The following is an 18,097-nucleotide window of genomic DNA, read 5'->3' as shown; positions in this document are numbered from 1 at the left end:
CACGAGGTCGTCGACGTCGCAACGGCGAACTCGCCTTTCGATGCGGGAGAGTTGGGTGAAGGTCAGGGGCCGGCCGAGGGCGGTGACGCGGTCGGCGAGTCGGCGCTGCGAGTAGCCGCGCGTAGTGCGCAGGCGCTCTATGGCGTGTGCGGCGGCTTGTCCGGCGGGGCCGATTTCGAGAGGGCGTGGCGGCATGGGTGTGTTGTAGCTTGCTTTCCCCAGCGGGGGAAGCGGTGTGGTGTCTGCCATGAGCGATGCACGCGAGGTGCCGGTTACCGGCACCTTTTTCCTTGACCGGCGTTTCGGGTTTATGGTTTCCCGGCCCCGCACGATTACTACAGAGCTTGTGAGTCAACTCTGGACTTGTGCGCGGTGGGTGTGGCTGTGTTGTCCACGCACCCCGGCGTTCCCGCCGGACAACGCCCCGAATCGCGACGAAGGTGGGACGTTCTTCGGGCTGCTCACGCAGGCCGATGACCGCGGCCGGTTCCGCGACCAGGCCGCGGTCATCGCCGGCCTGCTGTGGTCGCTGCGCCCCGACCACGGCCCCATGGGCGTCGATGACGACCTCAGCCAGCTCCAGGAAGCCGGGCTGATCTGCCGCTACGAGGGCGGCGACGGCAAGCGGTACCTGCACCTCGTCACCTTCGCCCGCCACCAGAAGATCAACCGGCCCAGCGGCGTACGCCACCCTGACTGCCCCCACCACGACCTCAGCCACCTCGGCCCTGTCCGTGAGCCAGCACCGAGGACTCATGAAGGGCTCACGGAGGGCTCCGTGAGGCTTCACGGAGCCGGAGCGACGCCCCCGGCTGCCGAAGAAAGTACTGGTCAGCGGGTACTCAGTGAGTCCTCATCTCCAGCTCACGGAGGGCTCACGCAGGGCTCCGTGAGTCCTCACGGTCCGGATCTAGGACCTAGGAACTTGGATCTAGGATCTTCCCCTTCGGGGGGCGCAAGCGCCCCCGCGCCTGCGAGCGTCTCGGTGCAGGACCTGATCGGCGAGTACGTCGCCGCGTGTGCCGAACGCCCGCCGGGCAGCTTCCTGGGACACCTGGGACGCGAAGTGCGCAACCTGCTGGCCGAGGGCATCAAGGCCGACCACATCCGCGCCGCGCTCATCCGGCAACGGGCCAAGGGAGTGCACCCCAGCGTGCTGCCCAGCCTCGTCAACGACGTGATGAACACACCCACGCGCAGCACCGCCCCGAGCCGGGCCTGGACCAACCCGGCCGATACCGCAGCGGCTTACGGAGGCCAGCTCTGAACACCACCACCGGCACCCGCAGGCGCCCACCGCAGCCCGTCGGCACCGTGACGGACCGCCTCGAAGCCATCCTCACCGCCCGCGGCCTCGGCCCCACAGCCACGGCAGCGCCGCCACCGGAGGAACCGGTCAGCGCCCTGGAGCTGGCCGACAGGCGCATCCCCGCCCGCTACCGCGGTGCCCTCGCCGACCACCCCCAGATCACCGCATGGGCCACTCAGATAGCCCGAGCAGGACGCCCGGGGCCGGCCGGTGCGCCCGGTATCTGCGAGGGTGGCTCTCTGCTGATCGTCGGCCCCACCGGCACGGGCAAGACCCACCAGGCATACGGCGCCATCCGCACCCTCCTGCACCAAGGCGTGCGCCTGCGCTGGGAAGCCACCACCAGCGCCGACCTCCACGCCCGCCTGCGTCCCAGCTCCCGCACCGGGCACGACAGCGAACGCGAGCTGCAGATGCTGGCCCGCTGCCCGCTGCTGCTCCTGGACGACCTCGGCGCGGCCAAGACCAGCGAGTGGACCGAAGAGCTGACCTACCGGCTCATCAATCACCGCTACGAGCACCTGCTCCCCACCCTCATCACCACCAACCTCCCCACCGCCGAACTCCGCACCACCCTCGGCGACCGCGTCGCCTCCCGCCTCGCCGAAATGACCGAACGCATCATCCTCACCGGCCCCGACCGCCGACGCGAAGACCCCACTCAGGCCGGCTAAAGCACGCTCCCCCTGCAGCTGGCCGGTCGGCGTCTGCGCACCGACCGTTCCGTCCGGGGACCGTCACCACACCTCGGGACCGGTCCCCAGCACAGCGGGGACCGTCCCGATGGCGCACTTCGGGGACCGGTCCCCGATCGAAGCGGGGACCGGTCCCGGAGCCGAACACGGCACCACACGGGGACCGGTCCCCAACGAACTAATCGAACCCGGGGACGGACCGGGGACCGGGGACCGGGGACAACAAACAGATCAACGCCTTACAAGAGCAGCCTCGGTCCCGCAGCACACTCGGGGACCGACCATGCGGGGGACCGGGGACCGACGCCTTCGTCGCCTGCCGGGACCGATACATGCGGGGACCGACTGGTACCACGGTCCCCTCAAGCGGGGACCAACCACGGGGGCCGGTCCCCGGGACCGGATGAAGAAGACCGGTCCCCACGGTCCCCGATCCGATATCCCCACGGGACCGTCCCGGCCCCGGGCTGCCCTCTCTCACGCCCGACCGCCACAGACCACGCCGCCGCGTCAAATACGCTGCCAAGGAGCTTCCATGCATCCGCGTCATCCTCAGACGTCCACCGAGGCGCACCAGAACGCGACCTCCCCAGCCCCAGGCGGAGCAAGTTGGAGGTTCGGACACTCCCCCGCAGGGGGAGCGCCCGAACCGGACCCCGCCCCAGGGGTGGCAGGGTCCGTCCGGCCCCAGGGGGCGCCGGACGGGAAGGCTGCGGCCGAGGGCGGACCGCAGCCGGACAAGGCCAGTCGCAAGCGCAAGGCCAGGAAGGGAAGGTCGCGTCCGCGCGACAGGAAGCAGCGCCCCGCTCACAGCGTGCGCCTGAACGCACAAGAACTCGCCATCATCCAGTCCGGTGCCGACCACGTCGGTATGAGCGTGGCCGGGTTTATGGCCCACTGCGCCCTGGCCGCCGCCCGCGACCAGTCGCGCACCGCAGCCACCATCGCCACCGAGCGCGACATCCTGACCGCCTTGTTCGGGGTGCGCCGTCAGCTCGGCTGGGCCGGCAGCAACGTCAACCAGACCGCCAAGGCCCTCAACTCCGGCGGCGACGCGCCGCACATCGCCGCCACACTCGCCGACCTGCAACGTGCCGCACAAGCTGTGCAACGAGCGGCTGACCGGGTCGCCAACCGGCAGGAGGACTGAGCGGCTTGATTCCCCGCATCCACCAGCAGGGCAGCAACACCCTCGGACTCGTGCACTACCTGTACGGCAAGGGAACCCACGAAGAGCACGTCGATTCACATCTGGTCGCGTCCTTCGACGGCATGGCCCCTGACCCCGGGCGCGATTCTTCGGTGACGAAGAAGGACCTTCAGCACCTTCTCGACCAGCCCCTGTTCCTGCTCGCCGCGGACCAGCGTCCCGAGAAGCACGTCTGGCACTGCTCGGTGCGCGCCGCCCCCGACGACCCGATCCTGTCCGACGAGCAGTGGGCCGACATCGCCCACCGCGTGGTCGCCGCTACCGGCATCGACCCCGACGACGGCGCTGGCTGCCGCTGGGCCGCCGTCCGCCACGCCGACGACCACATCCACATCATCGCCACCCTCATCCGCGAAGACGGCCGCCGCCCCGCCCACCACCGCTCCGGCCAACGCGCCCAGACCGAATGCCGCCTGATCGAACAGGAACTCGGCCTGCACCAGGTCGCCCCCGGAGACGGCACCGCCGCCAAGCCGGCCACCAGCGCCGAGCGTCACAAAGCCGAACGCCAGGGCTGCGCGCGCACCGCCCGCGATCAACTGCGCGAGTTGGTGCGTCGTGCGGCGGCCGGCGCGATGGGCGAGGAGGAGTTCTTCGGCCGGCTGGCCGCCACCGGTGTGCTGATCCGCAAGCGCCTGGCGCCCTCCGGTGACCTGCTTGGCTACAAGGTCGCCCTCCCCCAGGACCGCAACAAGGACGACGAGCCGGTCTTCTACGCCGGTTCCACCCTCGCACCCGACCTGTCCCTGCCCCGCATCCGCGACCGCTGGACCCTCCCCGAAGGAACCGACGCCTCGGCAGACGGCTCCAGCCCGCAGCAGCCCTCCCTGCCACCGGTGACAGATCCCGCGTTCGCACGGCGCCGGGCCACCGCCGCCACATGGCAGGCCCTGTTGATCATCGACCACAACAACAACGGCACAGCAGCAGCCCAGATCGCAGCAGGCGGAGAAATCCTGGACGCGCTCGCCACCACCTCCGCCGCCCACACCCGCGCCTCCCTCCGTGCAGCGGCCCTCACATTCGAGCGAGCCGGCCGTTCCAATGTGAGAGCCGTACGCGGGCACGACCGCGCTCTGCGCCAAGCCGCCCGCGACCTCCTCCACAGCGGACCCGCCCCCGGCCGCGGCGAAGACGGCGCCACCACCGCCATGCTCATCGACATGGCCTTCTTCCTCGCCATCACCGCAGCGAACTGGCACGCCAAAAGACACCACAGCCAGCAGGCCGCCGCAGCCCACCAAGCCGCCGAACACCTTCGCGCCGCCTACCAGCTGGCCTCAGCCGAGCCCATGGCCGTCCTTGGCCGGCGAGGCCAGCGTCTGACCCCGCATGCCCGACAACGACAGGCCGGCCTGCTGCATCAGGTGCTGCCGCAACTGGCCGACCGCATCCAGACCGAAGGAAGCTGGCCCGCCCTGGCCGCCACCCTCGACGACACCCGCAAAGCCGGCCACGACCCGGCCGCGCTGCTCACCGACGCCGCCCGACGGCGTGAGCTCGACACTGCCGACTCCATCAGCGACGTCCTCATATGGCGCCTGCGCCGCAGCGCCCACCTACCCGCCCTGCCGGAAAGCCCCTACGACACGTCCACCCAAGCCAACCGGCGCACTACGACCTCAACGCCCACCACACCAGCGGCGACCAGAGCAGTGAACGACTCCAGCCGCCAGCGCTGACCGGTGGAAAAGGTGCAGTACATCGCTCCCTGCACAGCACAGCTGGGGCACGCAGGGCTCGTAACGCGATGTGGAAATGCATGCAATGCCCTGAGGTCTCCGGGCGGCGACAGCGATCACCCACCGCGCATCTCGCCAGTGTGACGCAGAAAGAGAGCCCCCTGCCTCTCGATCGGTCTGAGATCCTGGAGTCCGATCGAGAGGGGCCGCGGGCATGGAGTGGAAGACCCACGGTGAGCGCCAGATCTACAACAACCCCTGGGTGAACCTGTGGTTGGTGGACGTCCAGCAGCCGGACGGCCATCGTTGGGAGTACCACGTCGTTCGCCTGCGGCACCTGGCCGTGGCCGCTGTGGTCAACGATCGCCAAGAGGTCTTGATGATGTGGCGGCACCGCTTCATCACCAACTCATGGGCCTGGGAGCTCCCCATGGGTCTGGTGGAGGAGGGCGAGACCCCGGAGGAAGCGGCGGCGCGCGAAGTGCTGGAGGAGACCGGCTGGCGCCCTGGCCCCATCAAGCCTCTGATCTATGCCGAGCCGGCCAACGGCATCACCGACTCACAGCACCACGTCTTCCGCGTCGACGGCGCGACCTACTCCGGACCGCCTACGGAAAAGAACGAGTCCGACCGCATCGAGTGGATCCCCCTCAGCGAAGTACGGGGGATGATCGACCGACGTGAGGTCGTGAGCAGCGGCTCTCTCGTCGGCCTGCTCTACCTGCTCATGGACGAAACGATCCGCTGACGAGTGGGAGGACTTCCCGCAGCTGGTCCTCGAAGGCCAGGGCTACGGGCTCTTGCTGTAGGGGATCTCGGCCAGCGGCATGACGAGTATGACCAACCGGGACGAAGTTCTTGACTCCGCTCACAGCCTGTCGGACTGACTCGACGAAAACTCGATCAGGCAGCAGAAACGCAGCGCTACCAGGGCGGGGTCGGTAGACGCCGGATCAGATGGACTGAGAGCGGGCAGTCCATTCGTCGTCGAGGATCGCGTGCACGACAGAATCCCGCCACCTTCCGGCCTTCTGGATGTGCGCGCGGATGACACCTTCCTCGACCATGCCCGCGGCCGTCATGGTCTTCGCGGATGCCTCGTTGAGTGGAGAGCGTGCGCCCCATACGCGGTGAAGGTGCAGTTCCTCGAAGGCGAGGCCGAGCAGGAGACGCACGGTCTCCAGGCCGTAGCCGACGCCCCACGTATCCGGACGCAGCGCGAAGCCGAAGGTGGCTCCGCGCTGCTGGTGGGGGTCGGTGGCGAGTCGGCCGGACCCGATCAGGTCACCGGTTTCCCGCTGGACGACGGCGAGTGCGTACTCGGTCCGTGGCTCTGCGGTAGCGGAAGCCACGGACCGGGTCACGACTTGTGCGACCTGGTCCATGGTGCGAGGCTCGAACGATAGGTGCTCCGTCGCCGTAGTGCTGCCGTAGACGGCGTGCATCGCGGCGACGTCGTCGAGGACGAGTTCGCGGAGTTCCAGGCGCTGACTGTAACGGCTGACCGGGTACATGCCAGGGATGCTACTCGCGCGGCACTATGACCGGGACGTCGATGGAACGCTGCGGCGGATAGATCTCGATCTCCTCGCGATGGTCGATTAACCAGCAAAATGGCTCCGCCAGAACCAGGGAATACTATCCATCAGGGCGAGCCCTACGTAAACGCCGTCAGCGTTTTCTCCGCCTGGCGTACTCCACAAAAGCTGCCCACGTAGTGCGATGGACTTGGATCGTTCCCCGCCCGCGCGCCTTGGTATCCCGGACCATCACCATAGTCAGGTCGTTGTCTGCCACTTCGACGCAGTTCTGCGTTTCTGTGTAGGAGCTGGTTCGCCAGTTCGGGGTCCTCGGCTGCATGGTGCGCTCTCCTAGTCGTTCGGTATCTGGTCGTAGTGCTGGATCGCCATGGAGATGAGGTCCCGGACGGCGGCGCCGTAGACCGCTGACTGCTTCAGGAGAGCGAACGCCTTGGTGTGCAACTCAATTTCTCGGGGCTGGGAGACGGAGAACTCCGCCGAGTAGGTCTCGACGAGGACGAGTCGGCTGTCGAACATCGAAAACGCGTTGCCCGGCCAAATGAGGGTCGGGGCGGATCTGGGAACGATGCCCAGGCTGAGGCGGGGAAGACGCATCACCGCCATGAGGCGATCCAGCTGTCCCTTCATCACTTCTGGGCCGCCGAAGTTGGTGTAGAGGGCCTGTTCACCGAGGAGGACGTTGAAGATGCGTTCGCCCTGATACAGGTACTGCTGGCGTTCGAGCCGCTTCGCCACGGCCGCCTCGGTGTCGTTGGGGATCTCGTAGTAGCTGACGCCCTGCTGGAAGACCTCGGCAGCGTAGTCCGCGGCCTGGAGAGTTCCCCAGATGAGCGTGGGGTGCCAGATCCGGAAGACCTTGGTCTTGGCGTATACCGGAATAGCTTGACGCTGTCGTTTCTCGACGCCGGTCTGGAGTTGCCGACGCCATTCGAGCCACAGCTCATCGACATGGCGGACGATCGCGACCAAGTCGCCGAGTTGATCGCCCTGGCCGGTGGTCTCACACCAGACTCGGATGTCGTCCTCGCTGGGGCGCTGCTTGCCATTCTCAATGCGGAAGACCTTCGACTCCTGCCACGAGGGGGCACGCGCGAAGGCCCGGCCGCTGGCAAATCCGGCATCCTTGCGGAAACCGCGCAGCCGGGCACCGAGCGCTTGCAGTGCCTCTTGTACTTGGGTGCTCACGGTTCGGTCAGAGCTTGTACTCAGAGTGCGGGATGGCGGCTGACCACAGCAGGTCCCGTAGGCGTACGCACTCGGCCACGGTGTCCGGGTCCTCGATCAGTTCCGACCCGAGCACCCTGCCATCCGAGGCGAAATGGCCCACGGCCAGCAGGCGGTCGTCGTACAGCCACCAGTCGTTGCCTCCCACAGGGAATGCAACGCCCTCTGGCAGGTGGTGCCGGGGCAGCCAGCGGATCTCCTCGCCGGCCTCCTCGTTCAGGGCGGTGGTGGCGTACTCCCACTGGATGTAGGAAGTGTGCGGCTCGGTCACGACCCGGACGCGTCGGACGGTCTTCCCCTGCCTGGTGACGCGCCGGATGAGCCGTGTCCAGGATTCCATGTAGGAGTAGTCGACGGTCTCGCCGCGGAGCCAGTTCGTGAACGGGCTGTCCTCGTCGGGGACGGAGTAGTCGTCCCTCAGCTCCAGATGAAATGCGTCCTGCGCGAAGCTTTCAAAGAGCTGGTTGCGCTCGGCACTAGAGATCAGCTCCACGCAGTTCCTCCAGTAGGGCGACGCTCGCGGCTTTGCAGATCTAGATCACGATCTCGCAGTCCGGAATTCACATCTAGGTAAGGGCCTTGAGGGTGATTACCACTCGGCTCTGGACGACGAACGTACCGCTCGACGTTAGGCCATGATCAGGCGCTCAACTCTCATGACACCCACTTCACTCCGAGTCACAGCATTCATCGATATACCCGCAGCCGATCCCGTCGACCAACGCTCGCATCGCTACTTTCGAGAACAGCAGCGGACGACGACCGATGTCTTTGGAGTCGCGCACTGCAGCGTGCTCGGCTAGCTCCGCGACTTCCACACAATCATTCGCACCCCCGCTGTACGAGCTTTTCCGCCATCGCGCATGCGTGAGATCTGTACCGCATATAGCTGTCGCGACATCGCGGTTGGCTGGCGTACCGGACGTGCTCACTCTTCGAGCTCCTTGCTGATGCGCGCGATGTACGTACTACTATCCGATGAGTCAAAAGCAGCACTCTTCAACTGCTCGAAAGTATCCGTGTAGTTGTCCACGTCCTCCGGGGATTCCAGGTACACGGAGTTCTTGGAATTTTCCAACCACACAAGGCGAGGTGTGGGGTGCGGGAAAGTCAGGATGACGAACGGTCCGTACAGGCCGGAATGCGCTCCGAGTGATAACGGCAGCAGCTGCACTTTGATGTTCGGCTGCTCGCTTGCCTCCACCAGTTTCCGCATCTGGTCGCGCATCACTTCGATGGAGCCGACCGTTCTTCGCAGTACGGCTTCGTCAAGGATCGCCCAAAGTCTGGCGGAATTACTTCCGTTGAGGCGGCTGTCTTGTCGCTCCATACGGACCCTGACCAAGGACTCGACCTGCGACGGGGACAGGTCCTTCCTCATCTGGGAGATCACCGCACGGGCATAGTCCTCAGTCTGGAGCAGTCCCGGCACGAGCATCGGCTGGTAGCTAGCGAGGCGCGTCGCGTCGGCCTCCAGCGCGAGGTACCCGTCGTAGCGCGTCGGGGTGAGCACCGTCGAGTACTTCCGCCACCAGGGCTTCTGCTGCTCCTTGTCCGCCCGTACGAGGTCGAGCACGTCGGCCCTTCGGTGCTCGTCGTCGACGCCGTACAGGTCCAGCAGGGCCCGGATGAGGATCGGCGTCGTACCGCGTTCGCCGTTCTCGATCCGGCTCAGCGACCCCTGGTTGACCTCCAGTCGGCCGGCAACCTCGGCGAGGGTAAGCCCGGTCGCGTCACGTAGTTCCTTCAGCCGTGCTGCAAGCTGCCGCCGATATACCGACTGCGGGACCAGGCTTCTCTTCAGGGCCATGCCGGAAGTTTCTCCGTACCAGCAACGCCTCTACAACCCATACGGGGCAACTTTGCAAGACATATTGCCTAGTTGATGGTTGCGTCGGCATGCTGTCAGGAGTCACGGCGCGTGTTTTCTACGGGCGTGCGCCGCAACCGACCAACGGGCGAACATAGTCACGACCTCGCTACCGACACGCGCCTCCGTGTCGGTCCCGCGAGCCGCACCAGGAGGGTGGGCCATGCCACGGACGACGCTGCTCCGGCAGCTGCTCCAGCAACGGCACCTGACGACGCACGAGGCTTTCGCCGCCCAGTACGAGCGGGCAGCCGCACGGCTGGCGGAACTCGACCGCGATCCCCGGCTGGCTTCTCTCCAGGTTTCTCCACGCCAGTTCGACCGCTGGTACGGCGGGGAACTACTGACTCTGCCGCGTCCTGACGCCTGCCGGGTGCTGGAGCACATGCTGGGCAGACCTGTGTCCGAGCTGTTCTCCACGGCGTACGCAGCCGACTCCGGACACGGCCGCGACGAGGAGCCGAGAACGCACCAGCAGGCGACGAGTGTCCCTCCGCCACGTGATGACGACGAGAACCCATTGGACATCGTCGCCCGGGCTCAGCAGCTCACGACCAGCAACACCGACGACGCAACGCTCACGTTCCTCGATTCCTCTCTGGAGGGCATCACCAGCCGGTACGAACAGGACGGGCCCTATGCCCTTCGCCCTCAGACCCGCCAAGTGCGGCAGCTCGCCCACACCCTCCTCGACGGTCGCCAGCCCCCACGCGTGCGTCGGGAGCTCTTCCGCCTCGCCGCCCGCGCCTCCAGCCTGCTCGGCTACATGGCGGTGAACACGGGTGCTTTCGCCCTCTCGGAGGCGTACTGCACCGAAGCCCGGGATCTCAGCCGTGAGATCGGCGACCTGGACACCGATCTCTGGGCGTGCGGCACCCTCTCCTTCGGCCTCTACTACGCCGGTCGGTACGACGATGCGGACGCCTGCGCAGCCTCGGCCGTCGAGCGAGCCCCACGCCATGCCCAGTCCATCCGTCTGCTCGCCAACGGCCGGGCCCGGGCCCTCGGCAAGACCGGCGACCGGCGTGCCGTCGAGCAGGCCATCGGACAGGCACTCCGTCTCTCCGACCTCCACGAAGTACCCGTAGGGCTGACCTCCTGCATCTCCTTCGAGCCGTATGGACGGGCCCGGACGCTGGCCAACGCCGTCACGTCACACGTGGCGCTGCGCGACACGGCCCAGGTACTGCGCGACGCCGAGCGCATCGACGATCTGGTGGAGCACTCGACCTCCTCCTGGAGCCGTTCGCTCGTACGCCTCGACGTCGCCACTGCGCTGCTGCAGCAGAGCAAGCCCGACATCGATCACGCAATGGCGCTTGGCCGTGAAGCCCTGCGGTTATGCGGGGACTCGCCGATCAATTCCGTCTACCAACGCTCCCGTGACCTGCGTGAGCAAGCAGGGCCATGGCGTGATCACCCGGCGGTGCGCGATTATGGCGAGGAGTTCCGAACCTGGAGCTCGCAGCCGGCCGCCCTGGCCATGGCCTCATCCGCGTCGTAGGCGCCGTCGGTGTCGTCGTGCTCCAGGACCGTGTGAAGCCGAAGGAGTCCGACGGGTGCCCCTGCTCAGCACCGATCCTGCCGCCTTCCCTGCCGAGCCCCCCGCCGATACATACGATCCGGCGGTCATCGCGGCCCACGACTGGGCGGCATTCAGCGCACTCGACGAGATGACCGACCACTGGGCACGCCCAGGTTGGTCAGACGGCAGCCGTGCGTACTACTGGATGCTGACCTTCCCAGATGCTCGGCCGCTCGCTGCCCTTGCCGGGCGCTGCCAGGAGGAGCTGGCGCCCCTCGGCCTTGACCCGGTGCCGGCGGACGGGCTGCACACCACCCTCGCCCGAGTCGGAGCGACGGGCGACGTCACACCCGGCCAGTTGGACAGCTTGACGAGAGACGTCGAGGCGCTGCTGCCCTCCGCGTTCTCCGTACGCGCCATGCCGCTGGCCGGTTCCCGTGGTGCCGTCCGTCTGTCTCTCGGCCCGTGGGAACCCATGCTTCTGCTCCACCATGCACTGGCCAAGGCAGGAAGTGACGTCGGCTTGGTCCCGAAGAAGCCGACGTCCGCTTTCCGACCGCATCTGAGCCTCGCGTACAACAACCGTCGGCGTCCCGCCGCCCCCGTCGTGGAAGCGGTCTCAAGCCTCCGCACCCTCCCGGCCATCGAACTCTCAGTGTCCGTCGTCCAGCTGGTGGAGCTCCGCCGTGAGGGACGGACGTACCGCTGGGATGTGTGGAAGAGCGTCCCGCTCGGATAGCCCCCCGGCGCCCAGGGCGAGCACCACGACCACTTCCTTGCCGATCGCGGTCAGCCCGACCGACCACTCGAAGGCCAGCTCCTCGACGAGCAGCAGCCCGAGACCGTTCCCCGTCAGCTCATCCAGCGACTTCCCCACGGAACGTACCCGGACTCTGGAGACGTCCCGTCCCGCGTCATGGACCCGCAACACCGCAGCGTCCTGGTAGATCTCCACGCTCATGCAGTCCGGTCCTCCGGCTGTATGCCTGAGCGCGTTGCCCACGAGCTCAGAAGCGACCAGAACGGCGTCATCGACCCGTTCCGGTGCGGCACGCCCCTTGAGGAATTCCCGTACGTGTCTGCGCGCGAGCTCCGAGGGCTCGGTGCAATCGGACAGCTTCACCCAATGACGCCGTACTGCTATCCGCCCGCACAGGCGCTCTTCGTCCACCGCGTTCATCGCCGCTTCTCGTCTTCGCTAGGCATTGGGCCGACCAGCCTCGCTACGCCTGAGCCGCGGCGGTACGCCGTACGTCCGCCTCTTTCCCCATCCCCGGACGGCGGGCGAACGGCGTGCTGACGGCGTACCGCCGCCGACTGCCACCGGCGAGGCTCTTCGGCGAGGCGCATATGTCCTCACCCCCTCTCCGGAAGCACTGAATCCGGGTTCCCAACGGAATCCGGATAGCCGGCGAGGGGCCACACCCAAAGTGCGAACGCGGCAACCCGGTCCTGCGGCACTCCGCGCACAGGGCGGGTAGCACGACGAACCGTTCGGATCCTTCCGACAGAGAGGAAATGCGATGAGCAGCGCAGCCACGCTCACCTCGGTCACGACGGCCACCACTGAGGCATCCGTCACGACGGTCGCCCCCGGGGTGCCCGACGACCCGTTCGATGTCGACCTGACGATCGTCACGGAGATCGGCGCCGACCTGCTTCCCAAGGCGTGCGGTACCGGTGACGGGTGCGCGGCGTCCTGTGCCTCGTCCTGTGCCAGCGCCGTCTGACGACGGCGAGTGCACGGGGTCGGGGGCGCTGCCGCTCCCGACCCCGCTCGTTCACAGGGCTGATGGCGGAGGTAATGGGATGGGGAGCGACGGAAAGCTCTACCAGCACACGGGCGCGGCGTTGCTCCGGGCCGCCGCGATGCCGCTGACGGATCTGCCAGATTGGTGGCCTGATCTGTCCGACACGGACGCATGCGGCAGGTGGCTGAGGCACGTGTGGGCCGATGCGCGGTTCGCCGATGCCGTCCGGCAGGCGAGCGGTGATCTCGCCACGCGGGTCGACGCGATCTGCGGCGGGCAGCCGGCGCGCTCCAAGCAGGTCCGGCGCGCTGCCGTAGCCACCGTCCGCTACTTGTTGCGCGCCACCGGGCGGCCGACCCCGTTCGGCCTCTTCGCGGGAGTCACCGCGGCCGACGTGGGCTCGACGCCGCACATGAAGTGGGGGGAGGCTCACCGAGCCGTGGCTCGGGTGGACACCGAGTGGCTGGACGACGTCCTCGTCCGCCTGGAGGTGTGTCCGGCCCTGCTGGAGCGCCTGGATGTCGTCCTGAACAATCTGACGGCGCGCCGCGGTGGACGCCTGCACGTTCCACACGGCGGACCGATGGGGGCCACCGTTCGGCGCACCAGCGCGGTACGCGTGATCGAGAATCTGGCACGTCGACCGGTCCACTTCGCCGCCCTTGCGGAGCAGTTGGCCGCCTCTTTCCCCTCGACCGACCCACAGAAGATCCGCACACTGCTCGGCGCGCTGGTACGTGAGAAGTTCCTGATCACCAGTTTGCGCGCGCCCATGACCGACACCGATCCGCTGTCCCATCTGATCGCTCAGCTGCGCGGCGTGGATGCGGGCACGGTGCCGGAAGTCGCACAAGTCCTGCATGAGCTTGAGGCGGTGCAACGTGCCGTACACGAGCACAACCGGCTCCCCGCGAGAGCGCAAGGGCCGGTTCGGAAGGAACTCGCGGGTCGGCTGCGTCGACTCTCCGAGGCGGGTCGAAGTCCCTTGGCCGTCGACCTACGACTGGACGCCGAGGTACGGATCCCCGGGAGCGTCGCGATGGAGATGGAGAGGGCCGCCGGTGCTCTACTGCGGCTCACGCGTCGACCAGCGGGCCAGGGTGTGTGGAAGGAATACCAGGTCGCGTTCTGGGAGCGGTACGGCACCGGCACCCTCGTGCCGGTGAAGGAGGTCGTCGACCCGGCGTCAGGACTCGGCTACCCAGCCGAGTACCCCGGCAGCCGTGTGACCGCTCCGCCCCCGACGGTCTCCGAGCGCGACGAGCGGCTGCTGTCCCTGGCCTGGCAGGCACTGGCCGGCGGCAGCAGGGAGATCGTGCTCACCGACGACCTGATCGACAGTCTGGCCGGCGATACGCCCACCGGGCAGGAGGCACCACCTCATGTGGAGATGTGCGCGCGCCTGCACGCCGACAGCCTGTCCGCCCTGGAAGACGGGGACTTCACGCTCACGGTGACACCGGCCCGCGCCGCGGGAACGCTCACCTCCCGGTTCACTCCGGTAGCCACCGGCACGGGGCTGGACGAGATCTACCGCCACGTTCCCCCAGGCGTCGAGAACGCGCTGACCGCGCAGCTCTCCTTCCCGCCTCTGTACCCACACACGGAGAACGTCGCCCGCATCCCCGCCTATCTCCCGCACGTGATCCCGTTGGGTGAGCACCGCAGCTCCGACGACACCTCGGCGACGCTCATCGACGTGGACGACCTCGCGGTCACGGCCACGCACGCCCGCTTGTACCTGGTCAGCATCTCCCGCCGTCGCCTGGTGGATCCGCAGGTCTTCCACGCCATGGCCCTGGACAAGCAACCCCCGCCCCTGGCGAGGTTCCTGGCGCACCTGACCCGCTCCTTCGGTCCTGCCTGGACCGGCTTCGACTGGGGGCCGTACAGCGGACGGCTGCCATTCCTGCCGCGCGTCCGCTACGGGCGCGTGATCCTCTCTCCCGGCCGCTGGCACCTGACCGCCGGCGACCTCCCAAACCGCTGCGCGGACATGCGGGAGTGGACCGACGCCTTCGGCCGGTGGCGGAAGCGGTGGCACTGCCACGGTGCCGTCGAGCTGCGGGAGGACGACCGGACGCAACGGCTCCAACTCGACGTGCTCGCCCACGCCACCGTCCTGCGCTCCCACGTGGACCGGGAAGGCCACGCCGCGCTCACGGAAGCACCGGCCGAGGAGACCTACGGCTGGATCGCCGGCCACGTCCACGAGATCGCCCTGCCGATGACCAGCACCCGCCCGCCGATGCCCGACCCGCTTTCCGGCTCCCTCCCCGTGCTGACCAACGGCACTCTCGGACCCGTACCAGGGGCGGTGCAGGCACCCTGGCTGAACGCCAAGATCTACAGCCATCCCGAACAGTTCGAGGAGTTGATCGCCACCTGCCTCCCGCAGCTCGTGGTCCAACTACCTGAGGCACCCGAGTGGTGGTTCGTCCGCTACCGGGCCCCGCACGATCTCGACCATATGCGCCTGCGTATCCGCACCCGTAGCCCCGGGCAGTACGCCGTTTACACAGAGATCGTCGCCCGATGGGCCGCCGGGCTACGCCGCGAAGGGCTCAGCAGCAGGCTCGTGTTCGACACGTACACCCCGGAGATCGGCCGATACGGCCCCGGAGTCGCCCTGCGCAGTGCCGAGGCGGTGTTCACGGCCGACTCGGCTTATGTCCTCGTCGCCCTGCAGAGCCTGGGAGCCGACGGGGTCTACGGGCGCACGCTGGCTGCGGTCGGCATGGTGGACATTGCCTGCGGCCTACTGGGCCTCGACGAGGGCATGCGGTGGCTGGCGAACCGCCCCGCACCTTCGGCTCATGTTGGGCGAGGCGTCAGCGACCAGGCCATCGAACTCGTTCGCCGGTTCACACCCCGAGCCCGCGGCTGGGGCGAAGCGCTAACCCAGGCTTGGCACCGCCGCGCCGTGGCCCTGGCGCTATATCGCGAGAGCCTCTCCGAAAGCAGGGACCTCGACTCCGTCCTGGAATCCTTGCTGCACATGCATCACAACCGTCTGCGCGGCGTGGACCGGGAGGACGAAGGATTCTGCCGCCGGCTTGCCCGTCAGTCCGCCGTCGCACGGGCCGCCTGGCCAGGGGAGAGCCACTGATGAACCACGACGTGGCGCCCACACCCACCGGGTCCGGCTGGGGCCAGTCACTGTACTCAGGCGCGGCGGGGGTCACCCTGCTGCACGCCGTCAGGGCCCACATTGGCGAAGACCACAGGGACGCGCTCCGGCCTTGGGCCGCCGCCATGGTCAAGGGCCCGATCCAGGCCGCTCCCGAAGCCTGCGGTCTGTACGAGGGCGCCCCAGCTGTCGCGTACGTGCTCAGCTTCATCCACTCGAACACCGCCACTCGCGCCCTAGCGACTCTGGACACGCACATCGCCGACGTCACACGCCACCGCCTCAAGCGGGCGCACGCCCGTATCGATCGCGGCGCCCTACCCGCCCTGAGCGAGTACGACCTCATCAGCGGGCTGACCGGGCTGGGTGTGTATCACCTGCACCGCGGCCACAAGACCGAACTGCAGGACATCCTCGCCTATTTGGTGCGGTTGACCGAACCGATCACCATCGAAGCACGACGCCTGCCCGGCTGGTGGACCGGCGACAGTCCCGATCTGCGGCCGTCGCCGCGATGGCCCGGCGGACACGGCAACTTCGGCCTCGCCCACGGCGTCGCCGGACCGCTGGCGCTGCTGGCCACGGCACTGCGCCACGGCCATACGGTGCCCGGGCAGACGAAAGCCGTCACCCGGATCTGCGACTGGTTCGACCGCTGGCGCACCGGCACCGGCTCGCGCGCCTGGTGGCCGGACCTGATCATCCCAGCCGAACAGCAACGTGGTGAGCTCCAACGCCCAGGACCCGGGCGCCCGTCATGGTGCTACGGAACCCCCGGCATCGCCCGCGCCCAGCAACTCGCCGGCCTCGCCCTCGGCGACCGTGACCGGCAACGCCAGGCAGAGCAGGCCCTAGCCGGATGCCTGGCCGACGACCAGCAGCTCGCCCAGCTCACCGACGCGTCTCTCTGCCACGGCTGGGCGGGGCTCGTGCAAACCGTCGCCCGTACTGCCGTCGACGCCATCGACGACGAACTCGCAACGCGTCTACACGGGCTGAACACCCGGTTCGACGAGCAAGTGGACCGCCGAGGTCTGCCGGACGGCACGGCCTTGATGGACGGCACGGCAGGCATTCACCTGGTCCGTCTCACCGACCCCGTCAACACGGCGGTCACCGTCCCCTGGGATCGCTGCTTGCTCCTGACGGGATGAAGCCACGACCCACCCCCCTCATGACTGCGAACAACTACGATCTGCCCCTGCCGTACGCGCGGCCGGGCACCTTCCGGAAGGACGCGATGAACACCACCCCTGGCGCCTCCCCCGAGGACCTGCGCAACAGCCTGGTCGACGCCATCTTGCAGGAGGACGTCTCCGGCCTCCGCGACGCAGGCGTCGAGACCGCCATGCGGACCGTGCCCCGTCATGCCTTCCTCCCGGATGCGTCCCTTGAGGAGGCGTACGCCAACAAGAGCGTGACGATCAAGGAGAACCCCGACGAGGACGCGCTTCCGCTGAGCTGTGCGTCCCAGCCCGACGTCGTGCACTTCATGCTGGTCCAGCTCGCGGTCCGCGAAGGCGACAACGTCTTCGAGATCGGGGCCGGCACCGGCTACAACGCCGCCCTTCTCAAGCACCTCACCGGGAAGTCCGGGCAGGTCACCACGTGCGACATCGATCCCGACGTCACCGCCTACACCCGCCGGATGCTCGACGCGAATGGATGTGAAGACGTTCGCGTGGTCACCAGGGACGGCGCCCTCGGCGCCTCACGATTCAGCCCCTACGACCGAATGATCGCCACGGTCGGCATGTGGGACCTCCCCGGTGCCTGGTGGGACCAGCTCGCCGTCGGCGGACGCCTCGTGGTCCCCCTGCGATGGCGCGGGCTCTCCAGGGCCGTGGCCTTCCGACGCGAAGAGAGGGTGATGCGGTCTGACTCCGTCAAGATGTGTGGCTTCCTCCCGGTGATCGGCCAGGACGGGGAGCGAAACGACTACATCGACGACGACCGGCTCATCAGGCTCTACTGGGACGAGGACCAGTCCATCGCCCTGGACCTCCTCCGCGACGTCCTCACCCGACCGAAGTCGCTCGCTTGGACCGATGTGACGGTCGGACCCGTCGAGTCGTTCGACGGCGTTTGGCTACGGCTGAGCGCCACGGAGCGAACGACCTGCCGCATCACCGCGAAGCCCGCAGCGATGGAGGCTGGTCT

19 protein-coding genes are annotated in these 18,097 nt (G+C 67.8%); 11 read left to right on the top strand and 8 right to left on the bottom strand.

What is annotated here, in order from left to right:
• A partial coding sequence (locus FGF04_RS40745) for an XRE family transcriptional regulator (protein WP_149515857.1) occupies nt 1–195 on the bottom strand: 195 nt, incomplete at its 3' end.
• A gap of 52 nt (nt 196–247) precedes the next feature.
• Here FGF04_RS40745 and FGF04_RS40445 point away from each other — a divergent pair.
• From FGF04_RS40445 to FGF04_RS37315, 5 genes are all read left to right on the top strand, one after another.
• Complete coding sequence (locus FGF04_RS40445) at nt 248–1,267, top strand: hypothetical protein (protein ID WP_188114392.1); 1,020 nt, start codon at nt 248–250, stop codon at nt 1,265–1,267.
• 47 nt (nt 1,268–1,314) lie between these two features.
• Complete coding sequence (locus FGF04_RS37330; RefSeq protein ID WP_235882695.1) at nt 1,315–1,983, top strand: ATP-binding protein; 669 nt, start codon at nt 1,315–1,317, stop codon at nt 1,981–1,983.
• An 835-nt stretch (nt 1,984–2,818) separates the two neighbouring features.
• Nucleotides 2,819–3,154 carry a mobilization protein gene (locus tag FGF04_RS37325; RefSeq protein WP_328596477.1) on the top strand — a complete coding sequence of 112 codons (336 nt, stop codon included), beginning with the start codon at nt 2,819–2,821 and terminating at the stop codon, nt 3,152–3,154.
• Nucleotides 3,155–3,159: 5 nt separating this feature from the next.
• On the top strand, nt 3,160–4,896 hold the full coding sequence (locus FGF04_RS37320) for a relaxase/mobilization nuclease domain-containing protein (RefSeq protein ID WP_149515833.1): 1,737 nt from the start codon (nt 3,160–3,162) through the stop codon (nt 4,894–4,896).
• A 214-nt stretch (nt 4,897–5,110) separates the two neighbouring features.
• On the top strand, nt 5,111–5,644 hold the full coding sequence (locus FGF04_RS37315) for an NUDIX hydrolase (protein WP_149515832.1): 534 nt from the start codon (nt 5,111–5,113) through the stop codon (nt 5,642–5,644).
• Nucleotides 5,645–5,849: 205 nt separating this feature from the next.
• On the opposite strand, the gene FGF04_RS37310 is transcribed toward FGF04_RS37315, so the two are convergent.
• The 6 genes from FGF04_RS37310 to FGF04_RS37285 all read right to left on the bottom strand — a co-directional run bounded on the left by FGF04_RS37310 (nt 5,850) and on the right by FGF04_RS37285 (nt 9,471).
• Nucleotides 5,850–6,410, bottom strand: a complete 561-nt coding sequence (locus FGF04_RS37310; RefSeq protein WP_149515831.1) for a GNAT family N-acetyltransferase — start codon at nt 6,408–6,410, stop codon at nt 5,850–5,852.
• 157 nt (nt 6,411–6,567) lie between these two features.
• A complete protein-coding gene (locus FGF04_RS37305; RefSeq protein WP_149515830.1) occupies nt 6,568–6,756 on the bottom strand; it encodes a DUF397 domain-containing protein in 189 nt (62 codons plus the stop codon).
• 11 nt (nt 6,757–6,767) lie between these two features.
• Nucleotides 6,768–7,622 carry a helix-turn-helix domain-containing protein gene (locus FGF04_RS37300; protein WP_149515829.1) on the bottom strand — a complete coding sequence of 285 codons (855 nt, stop codon included), beginning with the start codon at nt 7,620–7,622 and terminating at the stop codon, nt 6,768–6,770.
• A 7-nt stretch (nt 7,623–7,629) separates the two neighbouring features.
• Nucleotides 7,630–8,154, bottom strand: a complete 525-nt coding sequence (locus FGF04_RS37295; protein ID WP_149515828.1) for a DUF6879 family protein — start codon at nt 8,152–8,154, stop codon at nt 7,630–7,632.
• 175 nt (nt 8,155–8,329) lie between these two features.
• Complete coding sequence (locus FGF04_RS41765; protein WP_268893806.1) at nt 8,330–8,593, bottom strand: DUF397 domain-containing protein; 264 nt, start codon at nt 8,591–8,593, stop codon at nt 8,330–8,332.
• A complete protein-coding gene (locus FGF04_RS37285; protein ID WP_149515827.1) occupies nt 8,590–9,471 on the bottom strand; it encodes a helix-turn-helix domain-containing protein in 882 nt (293 codons plus the stop codon). The genes FGF04_RS41765 and FGF04_RS37285 overlap by 4 nt, the downstream gene beginning before the upstream one ends.
• A gap of 223 nt (nt 9,472–9,694) precedes the next feature.
• Here FGF04_RS37285 and FGF04_RS37280 point away from each other — a divergent pair, with 223 nt between their 5' ends.
• Both FGF04_RS37280 and FGF04_RS37275 read left to right on the top strand, forming a co-directional pair.
• Nucleotides 9,695–11,035 (top strand): hypothetical protein, encoded by a 1,341-nt coding sequence (locus tag FGF04_RS37280; protein ID WP_149515826.1) that lies wholly within the window; start codon nt 9,695–9,697, stop codon nt 11,033–11,035.
• Nucleotides 10,968–11,795: a 2'-5' RNA ligase family protein gene (locus tag FGF04_RS37275; RefSeq protein ID WP_188114390.1), complete on the top strand. Its 828-nt coding sequence runs from the start codon at nt 10,968–10,970 to the stop codon at nt 11,793–11,795. Before FGF04_RS37280 ends, FGF04_RS37275 begins: the two co-directional genes overlap by 68 nt.
• On the opposite strand, the gene FGF04_RS37270 is transcribed toward FGF04_RS37275, so the two are convergent.
• Entirely contained in the window at nt 11,709–12,236 is a 528-nt protein-coding gene (locus FGF04_RS37270; RefSeq protein ID WP_149515824.1) for an ATP-binding protein, read from the bottom strand. The two genes, FGF04_RS37275 and FGF04_RS37270, sit on opposite strands and share 87 nt — an antisense overlap.
• Nucleotides 12,237–12,579: 343 nt before the next feature.
• Here FGF04_RS37270 and fxlA point away from each other — a divergent pair, with 343 nt between their 5' ends.
• From fxlA to FGF04_RS37250, 4 genes are all read left to right on the top strand, one after another.
• The gene (gene fxlA / locus FGF04_RS37265) at nt 12,580–12,786 is read left to right on the top strand and encodes an FxLD family lanthipeptide (protein ID WP_149515823.1); all 207 of its coding nucleotides are present in this window, start codon (nt 12,580–12,582) and stop codon (nt 12,784–12,786) included.
• Nucleotides 12,737–15,916, top strand: coding sequence for a lantibiotic dehydratase (locus FGF04_RS37260; protein WP_235882694.1), 3,180 nt, complete (start codon nt 12,737–12,739; stop codon nt 15,914–15,916). Before fxlA ends, FGF04_RS37260 begins: the two co-directional genes overlap by 50 nt.
• Nucleotides 15,916–17,091, top strand: coding sequence for a lanthionine synthetase C family protein (locus FGF04_RS37255; protein ID WP_149515821.1), 1,176 nt, complete (start codon nt 15,916–15,918; stop codon nt 17,089–17,091). Before FGF04_RS37260 ends, FGF04_RS37255 begins: the two co-directional genes overlap by 1 nt.
• A gap of 20 nt (nt 17,092–17,111) precedes the next feature.
• Nucleotides 17,112–18,097, top strand: a 986-nt coding sequence (locus FGF04_RS37250; protein ID WP_235882693.1) for a class I SAM-dependent methyltransferase, incomplete at its 3' end; no start/stop codon positions are given.

Origin of the sequence: Streptomyces apricus (assembly GCF_008369065.1) — a bacterium.
In the GTDB taxonomy this organism is placed as follows: Bacteria; Actinomycetota; Actinomycetes; order Streptomycetales; family Streptomycetaceae; genus Streptomyces; species Streptomyces apricus.
The sequence above is the reverse complement of the archived record's forward strand: the minus strand, read 5'-3'. Positions and strand labels throughout refer to the sequence as shown.

Coding starts and splice junctions, on each gene's coding strand:
- FGF04_RS37270 (WP_149515824.1), bottom strand. CDS start 12,236: ATGAACGCGGTGGACGAAGAGCGCCTGTGCGGGCGGATAGCAGTACGG.
- FGF04_RS37280 (WP_149515826.1), top strand. CDS start 9,695: ATGCCACGGACGACGCTGCTCCGGCAGCTGCTCCAGCAACGGCACCTG.
- FGF04_RS37315 (WP_149515832.1), top strand. CDS start 5,111: ATGGAGTGGAAGACCCACGGTGAGCGCCAGATCTACAACAACCCCTGG.
- FGF04_RS37305 (WP_149515830.1), bottom strand. CDS start 6,756: ATGCAGCCGAGGACCCCGAACTGGCGAACCAGCTCCTACACAGAAACG.
- FGF04_RS37285 (WP_149515827.1), bottom strand. CDS start 9,471: ATGGCCCTGAAGAGAAGCCTGGTCCCGCAGTCGGTATATCGGCGGCAG.
- FGF04_RS37310 (WP_149515831.1), bottom strand. CDS start 6,410: ATGTACCCGGTCAGCCGTTACAGTCAGCGCCTGGAACTCCGCGAACTC.
- FGF04_RS40445 (WP_188114392.1), top strand. CDS start 248: ATGAGCGATGCACGCGAGGTGCCGGTTACCGGCACCTTTTTCCTTGAC.
- fxlA (WP_149515823.1), top strand. CDS start 12,580: ATGAGCAGCGCAGCCACGCTCACCTCGGTCACGACGGCCACCACTGAG.
- FGF04_RS37255 (WP_149515821.1), top strand. CDS start 15,916: ATGAACCACGACGTGGCGCCCACACCCACCGGGTCCGGCTGGGGCCAG.
- FGF04_RS37275 (WP_188114390.1), top strand. CDS start 10,968: ATGGCGAGGAGTTCCGAACCTGGAGCTCGCAGCCGGCCGCCCTGGCCA.